A 20,952-nucleotide genomic window follows, 5' to 3' on the forward strand; every position below is an offset into this window, starting at 1 on the left:
CCTGGTGCGCCGCTGTGTCGGGCTCAGGGCACCCTGTCAGCGCGCGGATCGCCGGCGCGCGGAGGCGGCATGCGTGCGATCAGCGTCGGCAGCCGGTCGGCGATCTCGGCGATGACCGCGGCCGCGGCGGTGAGCCCGGCGGCGGCCGACGCCGCGGGCGACGCGGGGCGCGCCGCTCCGGCGACTCCGGCCTGGCGCTCGGCCTCGTCGAACGTGGACTCGAGATGGCGCACCGCCACGCGGTATTCGAGGTACTGCTGGGGCGTCGCGCGCTCGCGCAGCGTCGGGCGCTTGGCGAGAGCCTCGCGCTGCGCGCGCAGGAACGCGAGGGTCGCGGGATGCCGCACGTCGGTCATCTGCGGATACGCCAGCGCCTTGTCGACATCGGTCTCGTAGGCGAGCCAGCGGGTGTTGATCGCGTCGTGCGCGGCGTACAGCACGTCGATGGGGAGGGGATCGTGCGACGTCGCCGCGCGGTACTGGGAGTACCCCGCCTTCACGCGGGACCGGCTGGCCCGAAGGGCGAGCGAGGCCGCCTTCTCGGCCTGCTTGGCGGCCAGCAGCTCGCGGCGCGCATCGCCCGTCTGGAACGAGGGGGCGCCGGCGCGGGACTTCGCGGTCAGCATGTCGGCGCTCGCGGTACGCACGCGCGCTTTCGCGGCGACGAGCTCGCGGTAGGCGAGGGATTCCTCCTGGCGCGCGGCATCGAGCTCGAGCCTTCGGGCTCGGCGGCTGCGCGTCGTCAGGCCGGCATAGGTCGCCGCTCCGGCGCCGGCGGCGGCCGGAGCGATCCACCACCAGCTCGCCATGATCAGGAGGATCGGCTCCACGGTGCCATGGTAATCGCGATATAGCGCGGTTGTCGCCGGGAATCTCCTGACACCTTCACCGGCGTCGCCGAATCGCGCGAACCTCGCGGGATCGCGGGCGGAGGCTGCGGCATCCGCGATGTCCTGCGAACTCCGTGCAGGGCGACCCGCTACGGATCAGCCGAAGAGGAGCGCGAAGACCGTGGCGCCGCCGCCGACGAGGATGAGGGCGACGATCGTCACCCACGCGATGATCTTGACGCGCCGCTGCCGGGTGTCGTTGAAACCGCTGTACTCGTCGTCTTCCGGCGCCATGCGCTCAGTCTAGTGGGCGGGTTTGGGGCGTACCGCGCCCGTTCGGGGCGCACATCGCGCGCCCCGAACGGACGTCATGCGCCCCGAACAGCAGGTTCGGATCGGTCAGGCGGTGTGCTCGGTGATGATCGGGCCGAAGGCGTCGGGGAGGGTCGACGTCGACAGGCGGCGCAGCTCGGCGAGCGGCAGCGTGAACAGCCCCTGCACCTCGAGCGCCGGCTCGTCGCCGTCCGCGGCAGAGTCGGTCACGCCGATGCGCAGCACCGGGTAGCCCCGGCCTTCGCACAGGCCGCGGAACTTCACGTCGTCCTCACGCGGCACGGTCACGATGACGCGGCCCGTCGACTCCGAGAACAGGGCGGTCGCGGCATCCACTCCGTCCCGCTCCTGGATCTCGTTCAGCCACACCCGTGCGCCGACGCCGAAGCGCATGACGGCCTCCGCGAGGGTCTGCGCGAGGCCGCCCGACGACAGGTCGTGCGCCGACGACACGAGCGACTGCTGACCGGCCGCGTGCAGCAGCTCGGCGAGCTTCTTCTCCTGACCGAGGTCCACCGCCGGCGGGCGACCGCCGAGGTGGTCGTGGATCGTGCCGGCCCACTGCGAGCCCGAGAGCTCGGTCGAGGTGACGCCGAGGAGGTAGATGTTCTCGCCCGCGTCCTGCCACCCCGACGGGATGCGGCGCGCGACGTCGTCGATGATCCCGAGCACGCCCACGACAGGCGTCGGGAAGATCGGCTGGTCGCCGGTCTGGTTGTAGAACGAGACGTTGCCGCCGGTGACGGGGACGCCGAGCTCGAGACATCCGTCCGACAGACCGTCCACGGTCTGCGAGAACTGCCACATGACCTCGGGGTTCTCGGGCGAGCCGAAGTTGAGGCAGTCGGTCACCGCCGTCGGCACGGCGCCGCTGACGGCGACGTTGCGATACGCCTCGGCGAGGGCGAGCTTCGCGCCCTGGTACGGGTCGAGCTGGCAGTAGCGGCCGTTGCAGTCGGTGGCGATCGCGAAGCCGAGGCCCGAGTGCTCGTCGACGCGGATCATGCCGGCGTCGTCGGGGAACGACAGCGCCGTGTTGCCCATGACGTAGTAGTCGTACTGGTTCGTCACCCACGACGTGTCGGCGAGGTTGGGGCTCGCCACGAGGCGCGTGAACTGCTCGCGGAGGGTCTCGGCGTCGGTGGGGCGGGGGAGAGCGGATGCCGAGTCGTCGCGCAGCGCGTCGATCCACGTCGGGTACGCCACCGGGCGCTCGTACACGGGCCCGTCGACGGCGACCGTAGACGGGTCGACGTTCACGATCTCCTCGCCGTGCCAGAAGATCTGCAGGCGTCCGTCGCCGGTCACCTCGCCGAGCACCGAGGTCTCGACGTCCCACTTGCCGACGACCTCGAGGAAGGCGTCGAGCTTCTCGGGCGCGACGATCGCCATCATGCGCTCCTGGCTCTCGCTCATGAGGATCTCCTCCGGCGTGAGCGAGGGGTCGCGCAGCAGCACGTTCTCGAGGTCGACGCGCATGCCCGAGCCGCCGTTCGCGGCGAGCTCCGACGTGGCGCACGAGATGCCGGCCGCGCCGAGGTCCTGGATGGCCTCGACCAGCTCGTCCCGGTAGAGCTCGAGGCAGCACTCGATGAGCACCTTCTCGGCGAACGGGTCCCCGACCTGCACCGCGGGGCGCTTGGTCGGGCCGCCGTCGGCGAACGTGTCGGAGGCGAGGATGGATGCCCCGCCGATGCCGTCGCCGCCGGTGCGGGCGCCGAAGAGGACGACCTTGTTGCCGGCGCCGGTGGCGTTGGCGAGCTTGAGGTCCTCGTGGCGCAGCACGCCGACCGCCAGCGCGTTGACGAGCGGGTTGCCCTGGTAGACCGCGTCGAACACGGTCTCGCCGCCGATGTTCGGCAGGCCCAGGCAGTTGCCGTAGAACGAGATGCCAGAGACGACTCCGTGCACCACGCGCGCGGTGTCGGGGTTGTCGATGGCGCCGAAGCGCAGCTGGTCCATCACGGCGACCGGACGCGCCCCCATCGAGATGATGTCGCGGACGATGCCGCCGACGCCGGTCGCGGCGCCCTGGAACGGCTCGATGTAGCTCGGGTGGTTGTGCGACTCGACCTTGAAGGTCACCGCCCAGCCCTCGCCGATGTCGACGACCCCGGCGTTCTGGCCCATGCCCACCATGAGGCGGGTCTTCATCTCGTCGGAGACCTTCTCGCCGAACTTGCGGAGGTAGATCTTCGAGGACTTGTAGGAGCAGTGCTCCGACCACATGACGGAGTACATCGCCAGCTCGCCCGACGTGGGGCGGCGGCCGAGGATCTCGCGGATGCGGTCGTACTCATCGGGCTTGAGACCGAGCGCCGCGTACGGCTGCTCCTTCTCCGGCGTGGCGGTGGCGTTCTCGACGGTATCGGCGACAGCGGTCGAAGAGGGGGTGGTCACGCGGCTCAGCTCCAGAAATTTCGGGGGATGCCGGACCCGTCCAGTCTAGTTCGGCGCGAGAGCCTCCTCGCTGCTCGCCTGTCACGATGTGTGCCCTCGGCCCACCGCTCTGCGACAGGCGAACGGAGGAGGGGGTTGACGGATGCCGGCATCCGTCGTAACCTACAACCAAATGGTTGTAGGAATTGAGCTCAGCGATGATGACATCGACCGCGTGTTCCACGCACTCGCCGCGTCCACGCGGCGCGACATCCTGCGCCGCACGATCGAGGGCGAACTCTCGGTCTCGGCGCTGGCGCGCGACTACGACATGTCGTTCGCGGCGGTGCAGAAGCACGTGGCCGTTCTCGAGGCCGCAGGCCTCATCATCAAGCGCGCCGAGGGCCGCGAGCGTCTCGTCCGAGCGGATCCCACGATGATCGCCCGGGCACGGGCGCTCCTCGCCCGCTACGAAGAGCTCTGGCGATCGCGCATCGACCGGCTCGACGCCCTGCTCGCCGGACCGGCCACAGCCCCGGAAGCACCCACCGATGACCCCGACAGCACTGATAAGACCGACACGCAAGGAGTATGAGATGCCCGTCACCGATGTCACCACCGACCCCGAAGCGCTCACCATGACGCTCACGGCGCAGTTCGCCGCGCCCGTCGAGCGGGTCTGGGACGCCTTCACCGACCCGCGCCAGCTCGAGCGCTTCTGGGGACCTCCCGGGTGGCCCGCCACCTTCACCTCGTTCGACTTCGCGCCGGGCGGGCGCGCGATCTACCACATGACCAGTCCGCGCGGCGAGAAGGCCTACGGCTCGTGGGAGTTCCTCTCCGTCGCCGAGCCGCGCTCGTTCGAGGTGCTCGACGCCTTCGCCGACGAGAACGGCACGCCGAACACCGATCTCCCGGTCTCGCGCATGGTGTTCAGCTTCGACGGCACCGAGCAGGGGTCCGAGCTGCGCAACGTCACCTACTTCACCTCCGCCGAGGCGCTGGAGCAGGTCGTCGGCATGGGCATGATCGAGGGCGCCACGATGGCGGTCAACCAGCTCGACCGCGTGCTCGAAGGACTGCGGGCGTACGCCGCCGGCAAGGGCACGCAGACCGAGATCCTCGACGACACCCACGTGCGGATCACGCGGCTCATCGAAGGCCCGATCGATCTCGTGTGGCGCGCCCACCAGGAGCCCGAGCTGCTCGAGAAGTGGATGCTCGGACCCGACGGCTGGCGGATGTCGGTGTGCGAGGTCGACCCGAACGTCGGCGGTCGCTACCGCTACCAGTGGGAGCCGGTCGAGGGCGGCGAGGGCGAGGCCTTCGGATTCGACGGCGAGACCCTGCTGTCGGACGCGCCGCGCCGCGCGGTCACCACTGAGCACATGACCGGCACGGACTACCCGTCGACGCTCAACGACCTCAACCTGTACGAGGAGGACGGCGCGACCCTCATCACACTGCTGATCGAGTACCCCGACAAGGAGACGCGCGACATCGTGCTCGCCACCGGCATGACCGACGGCATGGAGGCCAGCTACGCCCGCCTGGAGGGCGTGCTCGCCGGGGTGTGAGCGGAGCCTGGGAGACGAAGATGACAGAGAACACCGTCGCGCGCACCGTGTCCACCCACGTCGTGGGCGCCGGAGACGACGCGATCACCTACGACATCCACGGCGACCTGACCGAGGCGACCGTCGATCGGCCGGCGCTGTTCCTCTTCGCCGCACCGATGGACGCGAGCGGACTCGCACTCCTCGCCGCGCGCATCACGGATAGACCGGTGGTGACGTACGACCCGCGCGGCGCCGGGCGCAACCCCGTCGGCACCGCCGACATCACGGTCGAGCAGCACGCGTCCGACCTGCATCGCGTCATCGCGGCGCTGGGCGTCGGCCGCGTCGATGCCTTCGGAACCAGTGGTGGTGCGGTGAACCTGTTCGCGCTCGCCGCGGCCCACCCGGACGACGTGCGCATCTCCGTCGCGCACGAGCCGCCACTCGCCGAGCATCTCCCCGACCGCGACCTGGTGCTCGCCGTGGTCGCCGACATGAAGCGCACCTACGCCGAGCAGGGCGATGGCGCCGCGATGGCGAAGTTCATCCCCTTCGTGATGCTCGACGGGCCCGTGCCCGACGGCTATCTCGACGGACCGGCGCCCGACCCCGCGATGTTCGGCATGTCGTCCGAGGATGACGGCGCCCGCACGAATCCGCTGCTGCGGAACATGCCGGCGACCCTCGCGTACCGCATCGACGTCGGCGCGCTGCGAGACCTGGGCGACCGACTCGTCATCGCGGCGGGCGTCGAGTCGGGTGACACACTCCCCGCGCGGGGCGCCCGCGCGGTCGCGGCGGCGCTCGACGTGGAGGTGACCGAATTCCCCAGCCACCACGCAGGCTTCACCGATCAGCCGGGGTACCCCGGTGATCCGGCGGGTTTCGCCGCCCGCCTTCGCGACGTCCTCGACTGATCGCCACTGCGGCCCGCAAAGAAGCGGGGGACGGATGCCGCAGCATCCGTCCCCCGCTTTCATGCATGTCTGCTCAGACGGTGCGGAAGCGGTTCACCATCGGGCAGTCGAACGGGTCGCGGGCCGAGAGGCCGACGCGGTTCAGGTATGCGATGACGATGCCGTACGACTGGATCAGGCTGGTTTCGGTGTAGGGCACGCCTCGCGTGCGGCACTGCTCCATGACGATCTCGCGGGTCTTCGCGAGGTACGGCCGTGCCATGCTCGGGAAGAGGTGGTGCTCGACCTGGTAGTTGAGGCCGCCCATGAGGGCGGTCGCCCACCAGCCGCCGCGGATGTTGCGCGAGGTGCGGACCTGCTTCGAGAAGAAGTCGAGCTTCGCGTCGGCCGCGATGATCGGCATCCCCTTGTGGTTCGGTGCGAACGAGGCGCCCATGTAGACCCCGAAGACGGCCAGCTGCACGCCGAGGAAGGCGAAGGCCATGCCGATCGGCAGGAAGAGGAAGAGCGGGGTGAGGTACAGCGAGAAGCGCAGTGCGATCAGCGAGAGCTCGATCCAGCGGCCCTTGACCTCGCCGCGCGAGAAGAGGTGCTTGAGGCCCAGCGCGTGAAGGTTCAGCCCCTCGAGCGTCAACAGCGGAAAGAAGAGCCATCCCTGCTTGCGCGTGATCAGCGCGCCGAGGCGGCTCACCTTCGCGGCATCCTCTTCGAGGAACCGGATGGTGTCGACCTCGATGTCGGGGTCCTTGCCGACGCGGTTGGGGTTGGCGTGGTGGCGATTGTGCTTGTTGTTCCACCAGGAGAGGCTGATGCCCACGATCCCCGCGGCCAGGAAGCGGCCGAGACGGTCGTTCGACGGTCCTGACACCAGGATCTGCCGGTGCGCGGCCTCGTGGGCGAGGAATGCCACCTGGGTGAAGATGATGCCGAGCGCGGCGGCGATCAGCAGCTGGTACCAGGTGTCGCCGAGCAGGATGAAGCCGGTGATCGCCCCGCCGAGCGCGAGCACCAGTGCCCCGCCGACGATCGCGTAGAACCAGCGCGCCCTCTGCAGCAGACCGGTCTCGCGCACGACCTGGGAGACCTCGGTGTAGGCCCGCGCGACAGGCGGGAAGGTCTCGGTCCCGGCATAGGTCTGGCGGACCGGGCCCAGACGGGCGGCCTCGGGTGCGACAGCGGTGATGGTGGCGATGATGGCACCTGCTCTGGTCGGATGCCGACCCTGGTCGACGCGGAGAGACAGGCGGATGCCGATCGCTAGGGCCCACACTACGCAGGTGCATATGGCCGCGGGGGAATAGGGTGACGATCCCCAGCATGTTCGGGGGCCATCCCCAGGAGCACCGTCTCAGCGGCCGGTGGACACGGCCGCATACGATAGCCGCGTGGACTTCTCCTTCGCTTTCACGCCCGATCTGATCGCGGTGTTCGTCACATTGTTCGTCCTCGAGGTGGTGCTCGGCGTCGACAACGTCATCTTCATCTCGATCCTCGCGTCGAAGCTGCCGAAGGAGCAGCAGGCGAAGGCCCGCAACCTCGGTCTGACGCTGGCGATGGTGATCCGCGTGATCCTGGTGCTCTTCGCCGGATGGATCATCACGCTCAAGGACGAGATCTTCGTGCTGTGGGGGCTCGGGTTCTCGTGGAAGGACCTCATCCTCATCGCGGGTGGCCTCTTCCTGGTCTACAAGGCCGTGACCGAGATCCACCACAAGCTCGAGGGCGCCGAAGAGGAGCACGGCGGCTCCGGGCGCAAGGCTGTCACCTTCGGGGCGGTGCTCGCGCAGATCCTCGCGCTCGACATCGTCTTCTCGCTCGACTCGGTGATCACCGCCGTCGGCATGACCGAGAACCTCGTCGTGATCATCACCGTCGTCGTGCTCTCGTTCGGCATCATGCTGTTCGCCGCCCGCTTCATCTTCTCCTTCGTCAACAAGCACCCCACGGTGAAGATGCTGGCGCTGTCGTTCCTCCTCCTCATCGGCGTGTTCCTGGTGGCCGAGGGCTTCGGCGTGCACATCGACAAGGCCTTCATCTACGCGCCGATGGCTTTCGCGATCCTCGTCGAGGCGCTGAACCTCACCTACGCGGCCCGTAGGGCCAAGCGCGAGCAGAAGCGCCAGTCCGCCGTGCAGCTGCGACCGCAGTACCCCGACGCCGACGAGTCGGTCGCCGTGGCGGCCGCGCTGTCGAAGGACCCGCACGCCGGCTCGGTGGGCCTGTCGTCCAAGCCCGTGGCGGGGGATACCGCTCCCGGTGCCGACGAGGAGCGCCAGGGACTCGGCTGACCCGGGGCTCCGGGCTGCGGCGCTCGCGCTCGCGACCGCGGCAGTTTCCGGCGAGCGCGCTGTCGCGGGGCGCCGCGCTCGCAGGGAACTGCAGCGCCCGCGTGCCGGGGGGCTAGCGTCCTGGGCGAGGCCGTGATGTCGGCAGACCGGCGCCGTGCAGGATGTCGTAGAGCATCCTCGGCGACCGCAGCGCGGGCAGCCGCCAGCGCGAGAATGCGGTGACCTGGCGGCGGAGCTCGTCCTCCCGATCCTTCTCCGCCAACAAGACCTCCTCCGGAGTCCGACCCTTCAGAAGCGCCGGATCGCGATACTTCCCCGCACCGTCGAACTCGCCGATGTGGCGACGCTGCGGCCAGAAGAAGTCGGTGAACGCCTCGCGGCCGTCCGCGAGCACGAACCGAGACTGCAGTTCCGGTTCCGGGAAGCCCAGCAATGCGATCAGCACACGGCTCTGCGACTCGCGCACGCTGTCGGCGAGACTCGTCGCGAAGTCGGCGGCCCGGGGTGCGCGAGCCGAGCCGCGGCCTGTGACGCTGTGTGCGCGGTCCCGCAGCGCGGCGGCCTCGACCAGCGGCCCGCCCGGGCGTCTGCTCCACAGGGCCTGGTCCGCTGCCACGACGCCCTCGACGAATCGTGTGGACGCCAAGAGGTCGACCGCAGTCTGCAGCGGAGTCGTCACGCCATGCCGTTCCCACGGACTGGTCTCGATCTCCGACAGCGGTCGACCGTGGCGGCGGAACGCGCCGCTCGACCTCCCGCCCGAGGCGGCGTCGATGCTCACGTCGACCGTCGCCGGCCATCTCCCGAGCATGTCGATGCCATGGAGCGCTGCCGCAGCCCAGTGCGACACGACGAAGGGACTCGCCCCTCGGGCGCCGGCTTCCCACACCCGCTGTGCGTGCAGAGCCATCGGCGTCAGACGGTCCCATTCGGCGCGTTCGACGTAGGCACCCCGCGCGATGCGGACGATCTCACCGCCCGCCAGGCGTGCGCGCAGTCTCCGGTCGTTCACGGGCTCGCCGTCGTTCTCGCGTCGGCGGAAGACGGTGGTCAGCGGAGGTCTGTCGATCCACACCCCTCAAGGCTGCGCGCCCTGTGCGCTGAGCATCGCCGCGCAGATCCCATCGGTGGATGGAAGCGTCAGCGGCTGCCCGTGGGGAGGAGGCGCGATCGCGGCGGTTTCCGGCGAGCGCGCTGTCGCGGGGCGCCGCGTTCGCAGGGAACTGCAGCGCTCGCTTCGGTGGAGCGAGCGTCGCGGCCGGGTCGCTGCGGGGACGTCAGGCGGCGTCGGGAGTGTCGGTGAGCAGCCGGTAGCCCATCCCGGACTCCGTCAGCAGGTGCGCGGGACGGGCGGGGTCGGCCTCGAGCTTCTTGCGCAGCTGCGAGATGTACAGCCGCAGATAGCCGGTGTCGGCGACCTGCTCGGTGCCCCAGATGTCCTTGAGCAGCGCCTGCCGCGTCACGAGCGAACCGGGGTTGCGAGCGAGGAACTCGAGGATGCGCCATTCCGTCGGCGTCAGGTGCACGCGCTCGCCGCTGCGGGTGACGGTCTTCGTCGAGAGGTCGACGACGACGTCGCCGAAGGTCACGACGGGGACTCCGGATGCCGCGCCCAGGCGCCGCGACAGCGCGCGCAGACGCGCGAGCAGCTCATCGATCTGGAACGGCTTGGTGACGTAGTCGTCCGCGCCGGCATCCAGCGCCTCCACCTTGTCGGCCGAGCCCGTGCGCCCGGACACCACGATGATGGGCGCAGTGGTCCAGCCTCGCAGCGCCTCGATGACCTGGACGCCGTCGAGCCGCGGCATCCCGAGATCCACCATCACGATCTCAGGGTGCTCCTTCGCCGCCAGCGCGACCGCCGCGGCGCCATCGGGCGCCGCCACGACCTCGTAGCCGTGGGCGGCGAGGGTGATGCGGAGGGCCCGGACGAGCTGCGGATCATCGTCGGCGATGAGGACCTTCACGACAGGAACTTCATGAGAGCGGCCTCTCTTCGGCGGGGATCGGGTCGGCCACGGGGAGCGCGATGACCATCGTCAGGCCTCCTCCGGGCGTGTCCTCGGGGGTGAGCGTACCGCCCATGCCCTCGGTGAAGCCCCTGGACAGGGCGAGTCCGAGACCGAGACCTGCGGTGTTGTCGGTGTCGCCGAGTCGCTGGAACGGAGTGAACATGTCGTCGCGGCGCTCGGGCGACACGCCGCTGCCGTGGTCCACGACGCGGATCTCGGCCGTGTGTCGGAGACGACTGGTCGCCACGCGGACGCGGGTGCCCCCGGGCGCGTGACGCGCGGCGTTCGACAGCACGTTCACGAGCACGCGCTGCAGCAGCACGGGATCCGCCGCCAGCGGCGGAAGGTCGGGATCCAGGGCGAGCTCGAACCTGTCGGGTCCCGCACCCAGTTCGTCGAGCGCGGCGAGCACGACGCCGGCGCTGTCCACGGACTGGAGCGAGACCGCGAGCACTCCCGCCTGCACGCGGCTGACGTCGAGCAGGTCGGTGACCAGCGCCGACAAGGTGGCGAGGGACTCGTCGGCGGTGGCGATCAGCTCGGCGCGGTCGTCGGGCGAGAGGTTCGGCTCCGCGGCGCGCAGGCCGCCGACGGCGGCCACCGCGGCGGCGAGCGGGCGGCGGAGGTCATGGCTCACCGCCGACAGGAGGGCGCTGCGCACCTGGTCGGTCTCGGCCAGGGCGCCGGCCGCGCGCGCGGTCGCGGTGAGATCGCTGTGCTCGAGGGCTGCCGAGAGCTGCGCGGCCACGGCATCGATGAGGCGGCGTGCGGAGGCGTCGAGCGTGTGGCCGTGCAGCTCGAGCATGGCGGGCGGGCCGCCGTTGCGTCGGGCCACCGTGACCGCGTCGTAGCGTCCGTCGCGCACGGGTTCGCCGTCGGTGGCGACGACGGTGCCGTCGGCGTCGACGAGTCGCACCCCGGCGAGCCCGAGCGATTCGCGGGTGCGGCTGATAAGTGCGGGCACCGCCGACTCGCCCCGCAGCACACTGCCGGCGACGTTCGCGAGCAGCTCCGCCTCGGCCTCCGCACGCCGTGCGGCGCGAGCGGCACGTGCGGCACGGTCGACGATGAAGCTCACGAGCACGGCGATCAGGACGTAGAGGATCAGGGCCCAGACGTTCCGCGTGTCCGCGATGGTGACGGTGTAGTACGGCTCGACGAAGAAGTAGTTGAGCGTGAACGCCGACATCACGGCGGCGAACACGGCGGGCCAGATGCCGCCGACGAGCGATACGAGCACGACGAGCAGCTGGTAGGCGAGCACGTCGCTGGTGATCGTGTCCTCGTTGCGGATCGAGACCAGCAGCCACGTCAGCAGCGGCCCGCCGACGAGCGCGAGCAGGAAGCCGAGCAGGCGGCGCTTGACGCTCAGGGCGCCGCCGGTGATGCGCGGCAGCCGGAACCGGTCGCCCGCGGCGGCGTGGGTCACCATGTGCACGTCGATGTCGCCGGACTCGCGGATCACCGTCGCCCCGATGCCGGGACCGGTCAATGCCGCCATCAGCCGGCCGCGGCGGCTCACGCCGATGACGAGCTGCGTCGCATTCACGGAGCGCGCGAAGTCGACGAGCGCACGGGGGACGTCGTCGCCGATGACCTGGTGGTACGTGCCCCCGAGGGACTCGACCAGCGCCCGCTGCACGGCGAGGGCGCCCGGATCGCCCGAGCGCAGGCCGTCCTGGCTCGAGACGTGCACCGCGAGCAGCTCGCCGCCCGCCGACCGCGCTGCGATGCGGGCGCCGCGTCGCAGCAGCGTCTCGCCCTCCGAACCGCCGGTGAGGGCGACGACCACTCGTTCGCGCGCCTGCCATGCGCCTTCGATGCCGTGCTCGGCGCGGTACGACCGCAGTGCGCTGTCGACCTCGTCGGCGAGCCACAGCAGCGCGAGTTCGCGCAGCGCGGTCAGGTTGCCCAGCCGGAAGTAGTTCGACAGCGCGGCGTCGATCCGTTCCGCCGGATAGACGAGCCCCGCCGACAGGCGGTCGCGCAGCGACTGCGGCGAGAGGTCGACGACCTCGACCTGGTCGGCGGCCCGGACGACGGCATCCGGAACCGTCTCCTGCTGGGCGACGCCCGTGATCTGCTCGACCACGCCGCCGAGCGACTCGATGTGCTGCACGTTGACGGTCGTGATGACGTCGATGCCGGCGTCGAGGAGGGCGTCGACGTCCTGCCACCGCTTGTGGTGCGGCAGCCCGGGGGCGTTGGTGTGGGCGAGCTCGTCGACCAGTGCGATCTCGGGATGCCGCTCCAGCACGCCCTCGAGATCCATGTCGGTCAGCTCCACCCCGCGGTGCGAGACGATGGCGCGAGGGACGACGGGGAGGCCGTCGACCAGCGCGGCGGTGGCGGCGCGACCGTGCGTCTCGACGACCGCGACGACGACATCACGGCCGCCGTCCGCGAGACGGCGGCCCTCTTCGAGCATCTCGTACGTCTTGCCGACGCCGGGCGCCGCCCCGAGCAGCACCCGCAGCTTGCCGCGCTTCATGTGGTCACCTTATGTCCGCCGTCCTGCCCGATGTCCGCTCGCCTGCCACGATCTGTGCCCGCGGCCCGCCATCTGTGACAGGGGAGCGGTCACTGCGCCAGCGCATCGAGGGCGAGGTTGAGCTCGACGACGTTCACGCGGGGCTCGCCGAGGAAGCCGAGGTCGCGCTGCTGGATGTGCGACTCGACCACGCTGCGCACCTCGTTCTCGTCGATTCCGCGCGCGGCGGCGACGCGCGGCACCTGCAGCAGGGCGTACGCCGGGCTGATGTGCGGGTCCAGGCCCGAGGCCGATGCGGTGACGGCATCGGCCGGGACCTCCGACACGTCGACGCCCTCGAGCTCGGCGATCGCGGCCTTGCGCTCCTCGATCGCGGCGACGAGGTCCGCGTTCTCCGGACCCAGGTTGGAGCCGCTCGAGGCTCCGCCATCGTAGCCGTCGCCGGCCGCCGAGGGGCGGGACTGGAAGTACTCCGGCAGCGCGTTGCCGTCGGCATCCGTGAACGACTGCCCGATGAGCGCGGAGCCGACCGGCTCGTCGCCGGCGGTCACGATCGAGCCGTTGGCCTGCCAGGGCAGCGCCAGCTGCCCGATGCCGGTGACCAGCAGTGTGTAGCCGACCCCCAGCGCGAGGGTGAACACGAGCATGGCGCGCAGCGCCACGCCCGTCGTGCGAACGGTGGTGCGGGTGGTGGTGGACATGTGCGTCTCCTGTCGGGCTCGAAGGCTCAGAAGCCCGGGATGAGGCTCACGACGAGGTCGATGAGCTTGATGCCGATGAAGGGGGCGATCACGCCTCCCAGGCCGTAGACGAGCAGGTTGCGGCTGAGGATCTGCGAGGCGCTCGCCGGGCGGTATTTCACGCCGCGCAGCGCCAGCGGGATGAGGATCACGATGACGATCGCGTTGAAGATGATGGCGCTCGTGACGGCGGATGCCGGAGAGCTGAGCTGCATGATGTTCAGCGCGGCGAGCCCGGGGAAGATCCCCATGAACATCGCGGGGATGATCGCGAAGTACTTGGCGATGTCGTTGGCCAGCGAGAACGTCGTCAGCGCGCCGCGCGTGATGAGCAGCTGCTTGCCGATGCGCACGATGTCGATGAGCTTCGTCGGGTCGGAGTCGAGGTCGACCATGTTGCCGGCCTCCTTCGCTGCCGACGTGCCCGTGTTCATCGCCACCCCGACGTCGGCCTGCGCGAGCGCGGGAGCGTCGTTGGTGCCGTCGCCGGTCATCGCGACGAGGTTGCCACCCTCCTGCTCGCGCCTGATGAGCGCGAGCTTGTCTTCGGGCGTGGCCTCGGCGAGGTAATCGTCCACACCGGCCTCCTTGGCGATCGCGCGTGCCGTCAGCGGGTTGTCACCGGTGATCATGACCGTGCGGATGCCCATCTCGCGCAGTTCGGCGAATCGTGCGCGCAGGCCGTCCTTGACGATGTCCTTGAGGTGCACGACGCCGAGCACGCGCCCGGTGCCGTCGGCCCCGAGCATCGCGACCACCAGAGGGGTCCCTCCGGACTCGGCGATGGCGTCGGTCTCGCTGATCAGCTGTGCGCGGGTCGCGGGCACCACGGGGGATCCGGATGCCTCCAGCCACGCGAGCACCGCCGAACCGGCGCCCTTGCGCACCTGCGTGCCGTCTGCCAGGTCGACGCCGCTCATGCGGGTCTGCGCTGTGAAGGGCACGCTGGTGGCGCCGTCGGGCGCGGTGACATGGATGCTGCGGACCGCGGCGAGCTCCACCACCGAGACGCCCTCGGGGGTCGGGTCGGCCAGCGACGAGAGTGCGGCGGCGCGGGCGAGTTCCTCGTCTGACGCGCCCGGCATCGTGACGAAGTCCGATGCCCGGCGGTTGCCGTATGTGATGGTCCCCGTCTTGTCGAGCAGGAGGGTCGTGACGTCTCCGGCGGCCTCGACGGCGCGGCCCGACATCGCGAGGACGTTGCGCTGCACGAGACGGTCCATGCCGGCGATGCCGATCGCCGACAGCAGCGCGCCGATCGTGGTGGGGATGAGGCACACGAGCAGCGCGACGAGCACCGGGATGCTGACGGGCGCCGCCGCGTACGACGCGATCGGGTTGAGCGTGAGCACCACGATCACGAACACGATCGACAGGCTCGCGAGCAGGATGTTCAGGGCGATCTCGTTGGGCGTCTTCTGGCGGCTCGCGCCCTCGACGAGCGCGATCATGCGATCGACGAAGGTCTCGCCGGGCTTCGAGGTGATGCGCACGACGATGCGGTCCGACAGGACGCGGGTGCCGCCGGTGACGGCGCTGCGGTCGCCGCCGGACTCCCGCACGACCGGTGCGGACTCGCCCGTGATGGCCGATTCGTCGACCGTGGCGATGCCGTTCACGATGTCGCCGTCACCCGGGATCAGCTCTCCAGCGGTGACGATGACGATGTCGCCGAGGGTCAGGTCGGAGGACGCGGCCTCGACCGTCTCGGCATGGTCGGCCGCGGCATCCGTCTTCTCGTCGTAGGCGGTCACTCGGCGCGCCATGGTGGAGGTGCGGGTCTTGCGCAGCGTCGCCGCCTGCGCCTTGCCGCGCCCCTCGGCCACGGACTCGGCGAGGTTCGCGAACAGCACGGTGAGCCACAGCCACACCGCGATGCCCCAGGTGAACCCGAAGGGGACGGCGGTGCCGCCCGAGGACTCGGGCCCCCCGAGGAACGGCTCGGCGATCGCGATCACCGTCGTCAGTGCCGCACCGACCCACACCAGGAACATGACGGGGTTGCGCCACAGCGCGGCCGGGTTCAGCTTGCGCAGCGCGCCCGGCAGGGCGGCCCACAGCTGCGCCCAGCTGAAGGCTCGAGCGCGGGAGGGCTTGGGGACGATGGTGCCCGGGATCGGGCCGGTGCCGGTGGAGGTTCCGGGAGTGATGGTGGTGGACATGAGTCAGACGAGCCCTTCCGCCAGGGGACCCAGCGTGAGAACGGGGAAATACGTGAGTGCGGTGATGACGACCGCGACGACGGCCAGCAGGCCGACGAACTGCGGACGATGGGTGGGGAGTGTGCCCATGGTGGAGGGCACGGACTTCTGGGCGGCGAGCGAGCCGGCCAGCGCCAGCACCAGCACGATCGGGATGAATCGCCCGAGCAGCATCGCGACGCCGAGCGCGGTGTTCAGCCACGGCGTGTTCGCCGTGAGCCCCGCGAAGGCCGACCCGTTGTTGTTGGCCGCCGAGGTGAACGCGTAGAGCACCTCTCCGAGCCCGTGCACGCCCGGGTTCCAGATCGACGTCGACTCGACGTCGTCGCGGATCCCGGGGATCGCGAAGCTCAGCGCGGTGCCGGTCAGCACGAGCGTCGGCGTGACCAGGATGTACAGGCTCGCGAGCTTGATCTGGGTCGGGCCGATCTTCTTGCCCAGGTACTCGGGCGTGCGTCCGACGAGCAGGCCCCCGACGAACACGGCGATGACGGCGAGCACGAGCATGCCGTAGAGGCCTGATCCGACGCCGCCGGGGGCGATCTCGCCGAGCATCATGTTGATCATCGGGATCATGCCGCCGAGGGCCGTGTACGAGTCGTGCATCGAGTTGACGGCACCCGTCGAGGTCAGTGTGGTGGCGCCGGCGAACAGCGTCGAGCCGAAGATGCCGAAGCGGACCTCCTTGCCCTCCATCGCCGAGCCCGCGAGCTGCGGTGCGGTGCCGAGGCCCAGCGACTCGAGCCAGGTCACCGCGGCGATCGACACGACGGCGATCGAGCCCATGGCGGCGAGGATCGCGTAGCCCTGCCGGTTGTCGCCCACCATGCGGCCGAAGGCGCGCGGGAGGGCGACCGGAATCGCCAGGAGCAGCAGGATCTCGAGCACGCTCGACCAGGGAGTCGGGTTCTCGAACGGGTGCGCGGAGTTGGCGTTGAAGAAGCCGCCGCCGTTCGTGCCGAGCTCCTTGATCGCCTCCTGCGACGCGATCGGTCCGCCGGGGATCAGCTGCGTGCCGCCGGTGATCGTTCCCACCTCGGTGAAGCCGTTGAAGTTCTGGACCACTCCCGCGATCATCAGCGCGATAGCCGAGAGCAGGGCGAGTGGCAGCAGCAGCCGGGTGATGCCGCGCGTGAGGTCGACCCAGAAGTTGCCGATGGTCGCCGATCCGCGGCGTGAGAACCCGCGTACGAGCGCGATCGCGACCGAGATGCCGACGGCGGCCGAGACGAAGTTCTGCACCGCCAGTCCTGCGAGCTGCACCGTGTACCCCAGCGTCAGCTCGGGGGAGTACGACTGCCAGTTGGTGTTGGTGACGAACGACACCGCGGTGTTGAAGGCGAGACCCTCGGGCACGGCGGGCAGGCCGAGGGAGTACGGCAGCACGCCCTGGAAGCGCTGCATCGCGTACACGAAGAGCACGCCGACCGCCGAGAAGGCCAGGACGCCGCGGACGTAGGCCTGCCACGTCTGCTCGGACCCCGGGTCCACGCCCATCAGTCGATACGCGCCGCGCTCGACGCGCCAGTTCTTGTCGGCGGTGTAGATGCGGGCGATCCCGTCGCCGAGCGGGCGGTACAGGAGCGCGAGGATGAGGAAGACCGTGGCGATCTGGAGGATGCCGGTCCATACGGTGGCGGAGTCCATCAGAACCTCTCGGGCTTCACGAGGGCGACGACGAGGTAGATGATCGCGGCGATGCCCAGGACGGCCCCCACGAGCGAGAAGACGATCACAGTCTCTCCGCTCCCTTCGCGATCAGGCCGACGAGCGCGAACAGCGCGAGCGTCGCGACGAGGTAGATGACATCGAGCACAGGGACTCCCCGGGTGGGTGCGATCCGGCGGCGACGCCGCACGGCGGTCCGCGGTGCAGCGGACCCGGATTCGATGCAACTCCCTCGCACGCGTCGCGCGCGCCGTCCTCACGGAATCCGAACGTCCTGCGTGCGGGCCCTCACGATCCCCTGACACGGCGAGCATCGACGTTGACGTGACGTCAGAGTGGTGTCAGCATGACGTCATGCAGATCACTCCGCACGTCGAGGAGCTCCAGCGTCAGCTCGCCGCCGCCGCGTCCGCCGGCGGCGCCGAGACCGCCGAGATCGCGGAGCGACTCGCGGCGGCACTGGGGCCGGCGGCCCGCCTGGCCATCCTCGAAGCGCTGTCCGAGGCGGCGGGCGAGGTCACCCGCCAGCTCGCGCCCGGATCTGTCGATGTGCGCCTGCGCGGCCGCGAGGTCGACTTCATCGTCTCGCGCCCCGAAGCGGAATCGGCCGTCGAGACGGCCGTGGCCACCAGCGGACCCATCGCGCTGGCGACGGGTGCCACCGCGGGGCAGGCCGACGACGCCGATGACGCCACGGCGCGCACGACGCTGCGCCTGCCGGACTCGCTCAAGACGCGCGCCGAGGCCGCCGCCGCGGCCGAGGGCGTGTCGCTCAACGCCTGGCTCGTGCGCGCCGTGATGACGTCGCTCGATCCCGCGCCCGGCGCTCTGGTGCACGCGAGCTCGTCGTACACCGGATGGGTGCGCTGATGAAGGGGGTGCGCTGATGAGGACGTTCCCTGCGCCGGGTCCGGCGGCCCTGCGCATCGAGCTGCAGATGGGGCGCATCGACGTCATCGCGGAGTCGCGTCGTGACCTCGCCGTCGAGATCGGCCCCGCCAACCCGCACCGGGGCGGGGACCGCAGCGCCGCCGACGCCGTGCGGGTGATCCACTCCGGCTCCGACCTGCGCATCGTCGGGCCGACGCGCTTCACCCTCTTCGGCTCGGGCGATTCCGTCGACGTCTCCGTGCGCGTGCCCACCGGCTCCGACGTGTCGCTGGCGCTCAAGTACGGCTCGATCCGCGTCGCGGGGGCGGTCGGCACCGCGCGCATCGCCCTCGACTACGGCGACGCCACCCTCGAGCGCACCGGTCGCGCCGACCTCGGTCTCGGCCACGGCGAGCTGCGCGTCGAGCACGTGCGCGGCGACGCGGACGTCAGCATCAGCTCAGGCCGCGCGCGCATCGGCATCGTCGACGGCGCGCTGAGACTGAAGGGATCGGATGCCGGCATCGACGTCGGATCCGTGTCGGGGGTCGCCGACATCGCGACGTCGAGCGGGGTCGTCCATCTCGGCGATCCCGGGCCGGCGCTGACCGTCCGCTCGGCCTACGGACCGGTGCGTATCGGCGACCTCAACGGCGGGACGGCGCGGGTCGAGGCGTCGTACGGCGCCGTGACGCTCGGCATCCGCTCGGGCACCGCCGTCTGGCTCGACGCGTCGAGCCGGCACGCGTCGGTGCGCAACGAGCTGGCTGCCGCCACCGGCCCGGTCGAGGGCGAGGCGTCGCTGGAGCTGTACGCGCGCACCGGCTACGGCGACATCACCGTGCACCGCACGCACCCGGTCGCCGGCTGAGGCCGGGACAGCCGGTCAGGCGCGCGAGACGGCGTCCTCGAACGCCACCCACGCGAGCATCGCGCACTTCACCCTCGCCGTGAACTTCGAGACGCCCGAGAGCGCGGCGGCGTCGCCGAAGACCTCTTCGTCGAGCGGGATCTCGCCGCGCGATCGCAGCGCCTCGCGGAAGCCTTCGACGAGCGCGGATGCCTCGGCCCGCGGCATCCGCTCCTCCTCCTCGATCAGCGCGGCGAGCATCGATGCCGACGCCTGCGAGATGGAGCAGCCGGCGCCGTCCCACGTCACCTCGTCGACGGTGGTGCCGTCGTCGGACAGACGCACGCGGAGTGTGATCTCGTCACCGCAGATCGGGTTGCGCTGATACGAGGTCGCGACGCGGCTGCCGGGAGCAGTGCCCTCGGCGGCTTCGTCGGCGAGTCCCTTGCCGTGCGGGCGCTTGGAGTGGTCGAGGATCAGCTCCTGGTACAGCGACTCCAGCCCGCTCATGCGCCGGCCCCGAAGAACGAGCGCACGCCCGACAGGGCGTCGAGGAACACGTCCACGTCGTCGGCGGTGTTGTACAGCGCCGTCGATGCGCGGACGGAGGCGGTGAGCCCGAGCCGGCGGTGCAGCGGCTGCGCGCAGTGGTGCCCGACGCGCACCGCGACGCCGCGCGCGTCGAGGAACTGCCCGACGTCGTGCGCGTGCACACCGTCGACGTCGAACGACCACAGCCCGACCCGATCCGCGCCGGGCGCGTCGCCGAGCAGGCGGATACCGGGGATCGACCGCAGCCCCTCACCCATGCGGGCTTCCAGCTGCTTCTCGTGCGCGTGCACCGCGCGCATCCCGACGCCGTCGAGGTAGCGGACCGCGGCCGCCAGGCCGATCGCCTGCGACACCGGCTGCGTGCCGGCCTCGAACCGCTGCGGCGGCGGGAGGTACGCAGCCTCGTCGAGCGTCACCGTCGTGATCATCGAGCCGCCGGTGAGGAACGGCGGCAGCGCTTCGAGCACCTCGGCGCGCCCGTAGAGGCCCCCGATGCCGTACGGGCCGAGCATCTTGTGTCCCGAGAAGACGGCGACGTCGACATCGAGTGCCGGGAGGTCGAGCGGCAGGTGGGGAGCCGACTGGCAGGCGTCGAGCACGGTCACCGCATCGACGGCGCGGGCGAGGGCGACGAGCTCGTCCACCGGATTCACGATGCCCAGCACGTTCGAGACGTGCGTGAAGGAGACGACGCGCGTGCGCTCGCCGATGACGTCGGCGGCGGCATCCATGTCCAGCGTCCCGTCGTCGTGGACCGGGATGTGACGCAGCACCGCGCCGGTGCGGGCGGCCAGCTCCTGCCACGGGATGAGGTTGGCGTGGTGCTCGCTCTCGGTCACCACGATCTCGTCGCCCGGGCGCAGCGCGAACCGGGCGCTCTGCGGGGCGCCGCGACCCACCGAGGCGTTGCCGATCGCGTAGGCGACGAGGTTGAGCCCGGCGGTGGCGCCGCTCGTCCAGACGAGCTGCTCGGGCCGCGCGCCGACGAACCCGGCGACGGTGGTGCGGGCGTCCTCGAACAGCTCCGTCGCCTCGGCGGCGAGCGTGTGCGCGCCGCGATGGACGGCGGAGTTCGCGCGCGTGAGGAAATCGACCTCCGCGTCGATGACCGCCTGAGGCTTCTGGCTCGTCGCGCCGGAGTCGAGGTAGACCAGGCGTTCGCCGTTGACGCGCTCGCCGAGCAGCGGGAAGTCCTCGCGGAGCGCCGAGGCGTCCGGGAGCACGGCCGGCGAGGGTGCAGGTGCGGGAGTGGTCACCCTTCA

General features: G+C 70.7%; 20 protein-coding genes. 6 read left to right on the forward strand and 14 right to left on the reverse strand.

Translation table 11 applies throughout. From position 1 onward, the window contains the following. Window positions 1-23 precede the first annotated feature (23 nt). The 3 genes from MRBLMI12_RS10020 to purL form a co-directional block, all read right to left on the reverse strand. Window positions 24-830: a hypothetical protein gene (locus MRBLMI12_RS10020; RefSeq protein ID WP_363356229.1), complete on the reverse strand. Its 807-nt coding sequence runs from the start codon at window positions 828-830 to the stop codon at window positions 24-26. Window positions 831-986: 156 nt separating this feature from the next. Continuing rightward, window positions 987-1,124 carry a hypothetical protein gene (locus MRBLMI12_RS10025; RefSeq protein ID WP_204260058.1) on the reverse strand — a complete coding sequence of 46 codons (138 nt, stop codon included), beginning with the start codon at window positions 1,122-1,124 and terminating at the stop codon, window positions 987-989. A gap of 105 nt (window positions 1,125-1,229) precedes the next feature. Continuing rightward, window positions 1,230-3,563, reverse strand: coding sequence for a phosphoribosylformylglycinamidine synthase subunit PurL (purL, locus tag MRBLMI12_RS10030; RefSeq protein ID WP_363356231.1), 2,334 nt, complete (start codon window positions 3,561-3,563; stop codon window positions 1,230-1,232). Window positions 3,564-3,735: 172 nt separating this feature from the next. On the opposite strand from purL, the gene MRBLMI12_RS10035 reads away from it, so the two are divergent. From MRBLMI12_RS10035 to MRBLMI12_RS10045, 3 genes are read left to right on the forward strand one after another with little or no spacing between them, the layout of a single operon-like run. Then, the gene (locus MRBLMI12_RS10035; RefSeq protein WP_363356233.1) at window positions 3,736-4,137 is read left to right on the forward strand and encodes an ArsR/SmtB family transcription factor; all 402 of its coding nucleotides are present in this window, start codon (window positions 3,736-3,738) and stop codon (window positions 4,135-4,137) included. A 1-nt stretch (window position 4,138) separates the two neighbouring features. Continuing rightward, window positions 4,139-5,119 (forward strand): SRPBCC family protein, encoded by a 981-nt coding sequence (locus MRBLMI12_RS10040; protein WP_363356235.1) that lies wholly within the window; start codon window positions 4,139-4,141, stop codon window positions 5,117-5,119. A 20-nt stretch (window positions 5,120-5,139) separates the two neighbouring features. Next, window positions 5,140-6,018, forward strand: a complete 879-nt coding sequence (locus MRBLMI12_RS10045) for an alpha/beta fold hydrolase (protein ID WP_363356237.1) — start codon at window positions 5,140-5,142, stop codon at window positions 6,016-6,018. Window positions 6,019-6,091: 73 nt separating this feature from the next. Here MRBLMI12_RS10045 and MRBLMI12_RS10050 read toward each other — a convergent pair whose 3' ends face one another. Further along, the gene (locus MRBLMI12_RS10050; RefSeq protein WP_404909523.1) at window positions 6,092-7,213 is read right to left on the reverse strand and encodes a fatty acid desaturase family protein; all 1,122 of its coding nucleotides are present in this window, start codon (window positions 7,211-7,213) and stop codon (window positions 6,092-6,094) included. Window positions 7,214-7,403: 190 nt separating this feature from the next. Between MRBLMI12_RS10050 and MRBLMI12_RS10055 the strand changes: the two genes are divergently transcribed. Continuing rightward, window positions 7,404-8,306 carry a TerC family protein gene (locus MRBLMI12_RS10055; protein WP_363356241.1) on the forward strand — a complete coding sequence of 301 codons (903 nt, stop codon included), beginning with the start codon at window positions 7,404-7,406 and terminating at the stop codon, window positions 8,304-8,306. A 112-nt stretch (window positions 8,307-8,418) separates the two neighbouring features. Here MRBLMI12_RS10055 and MRBLMI12_RS10060 read toward each other — a convergent pair whose 3' ends face one another. From MRBLMI12_RS10060 to MRBLMI12_RS10095, 8 genes are all read right to left on the reverse strand, one after another. Then, on the reverse strand, window positions 8,419-9,381 hold the full coding sequence (locus MRBLMI12_RS10060) for a hypothetical protein (protein ID WP_363356243.1): 963 nt from the start codon (window positions 9,379-9,381) through the stop codon (window positions 8,419-8,421). A gap of 202 nt (window positions 9,382-9,583) precedes the next feature. Then, entirely contained in the window at window positions 9,584-10,273 is a 690-nt protein-coding gene (locus MRBLMI12_RS10065; RefSeq protein WP_363356245.1) for a response regulator, read from the reverse strand. 10 nt (window positions 10,274-10,283) lie between these two features. Continuing rightward, window positions 10,284-12,809, reverse strand: coding sequence for a sensor histidine kinase (locus MRBLMI12_RS10070; RefSeq protein WP_363356247.1), 2,526 nt, complete (start codon window positions 12,807-12,809; stop codon window positions 10,284-10,286). 89 nt (window positions 12,810-12,898) lie between these two features. Next, window positions 12,899-13,510, reverse strand: a complete 612-nt coding sequence (kdpC, locus tag MRBLMI12_RS10075) for a potassium-transporting ATPase subunit KdpC (protein WP_363356249.1) — start codon at window positions 13,508-13,510, stop codon at window positions 12,899-12,901. Window positions 13,511-13,536: 26 nt separating this feature from the next. Further along, window positions 13,537-15,711: a potassium-transporting ATPase subunit KdpB gene (gene kdpB, locus MRBLMI12_RS10080; RefSeq protein ID WP_363356251.1), complete on the reverse strand. Its 2,175-nt coding sequence runs from the start codon at window positions 15,709-15,711 to the stop codon at window positions 13,537-13,539. A 3-nt stretch (window positions 15,712-15,714) separates the two neighbouring features. Next, window positions 15,715-17,397 (reverse strand): potassium-transporting ATPase subunit KdpA, encoded by a 1,683-nt coding sequence (kdpA, locus tag MRBLMI12_RS10085; RefSeq protein WP_363356253.1) that lies wholly within the window; start codon window positions 17,395-17,397, stop codon window positions 15,715-15,717. Further along, window positions 17,397-17,486, reverse strand: a complete 90-nt coding sequence (locus MRBLMI12_RS10090; RefSeq protein WP_349425804.1) for a potassium-transporting ATPase subunit F — start codon at window positions 17,484-17,486, stop codon at window positions 17,397-17,399. The genes kdpA and MRBLMI12_RS10090 overlap by 1 nt, the downstream gene beginning before the upstream one ends. Further along, window positions 17,483-17,608, reverse strand: coding sequence for a hypothetical protein (locus MRBLMI12_RS10095; protein ID WP_349425805.1), 126 nt, complete (start codon window positions 17,606-17,608; stop codon window positions 17,483-17,485). The genes MRBLMI12_RS10090 and MRBLMI12_RS10095 overlap by 4 nt, the downstream gene beginning before the upstream one ends. A gap of 164 nt (window positions 17,609-17,772) precedes the next feature. On the opposite strand from MRBLMI12_RS10095, the gene MRBLMI12_RS10100 reads away from it, so the two are divergent. After that, the gene (locus tag MRBLMI12_RS10100) at window positions 17,773-18,288 is read left to right on the forward strand and encodes a toxin-antitoxin system HicB family antitoxin (RefSeq protein WP_363356256.1); all 516 of its coding nucleotides are present in this window, start codon (window positions 17,773-17,775) and stop codon (window positions 18,286-18,288) included. A gap of 16 nt (window positions 18,289-18,304) precedes the next feature. Continuing rightward, window positions 18,305-19,159 carry a DUF4097 family beta strand repeat-containing protein gene (locus tag MRBLMI12_RS10105; RefSeq protein WP_363356258.1) on the forward strand — a complete coding sequence of 285 codons (855 nt, stop codon included), beginning with the start codon at window positions 18,305-18,307 and terminating at the stop codon, window positions 19,157-19,159. A gap of 15 nt (window positions 19,160-19,174) precedes the next feature. Here MRBLMI12_RS10105 and sufU read toward each other — a convergent pair whose 3' ends face one another. Beyond that, window positions 19,175-19,648, reverse strand: a complete 474-nt coding sequence (gene sufU, locus MRBLMI12_RS10110; RefSeq protein WP_363356260.1) for a Fe-S cluster assembly sulfur transfer protein SufU — start codon at window positions 19,646-19,648, stop codon at window positions 19,175-19,177. Next, entirely contained in the window at window positions 19,645-20,946 is a 1,302-nt protein-coding gene (locus MRBLMI12_RS10115; protein WP_363356262.1) for a cysteine desulfurase, read from the reverse strand. Before MRBLMI12_RS10115 ends, sufU begins: the two co-directional genes overlap by 4 nt. Window positions 20,947-20,952: the final 6 nt, after the last annotated feature.

The sequence above is a fragment of the Microbacterium sp. LMI12-1-1.1 genome, from assembly GCF_040676455.1.
Classification (GTDB): Bacteria; Actinomycetota; Actinomycetes; order Actinomycetales; family Microbacteriaceae; genus Microbacterium.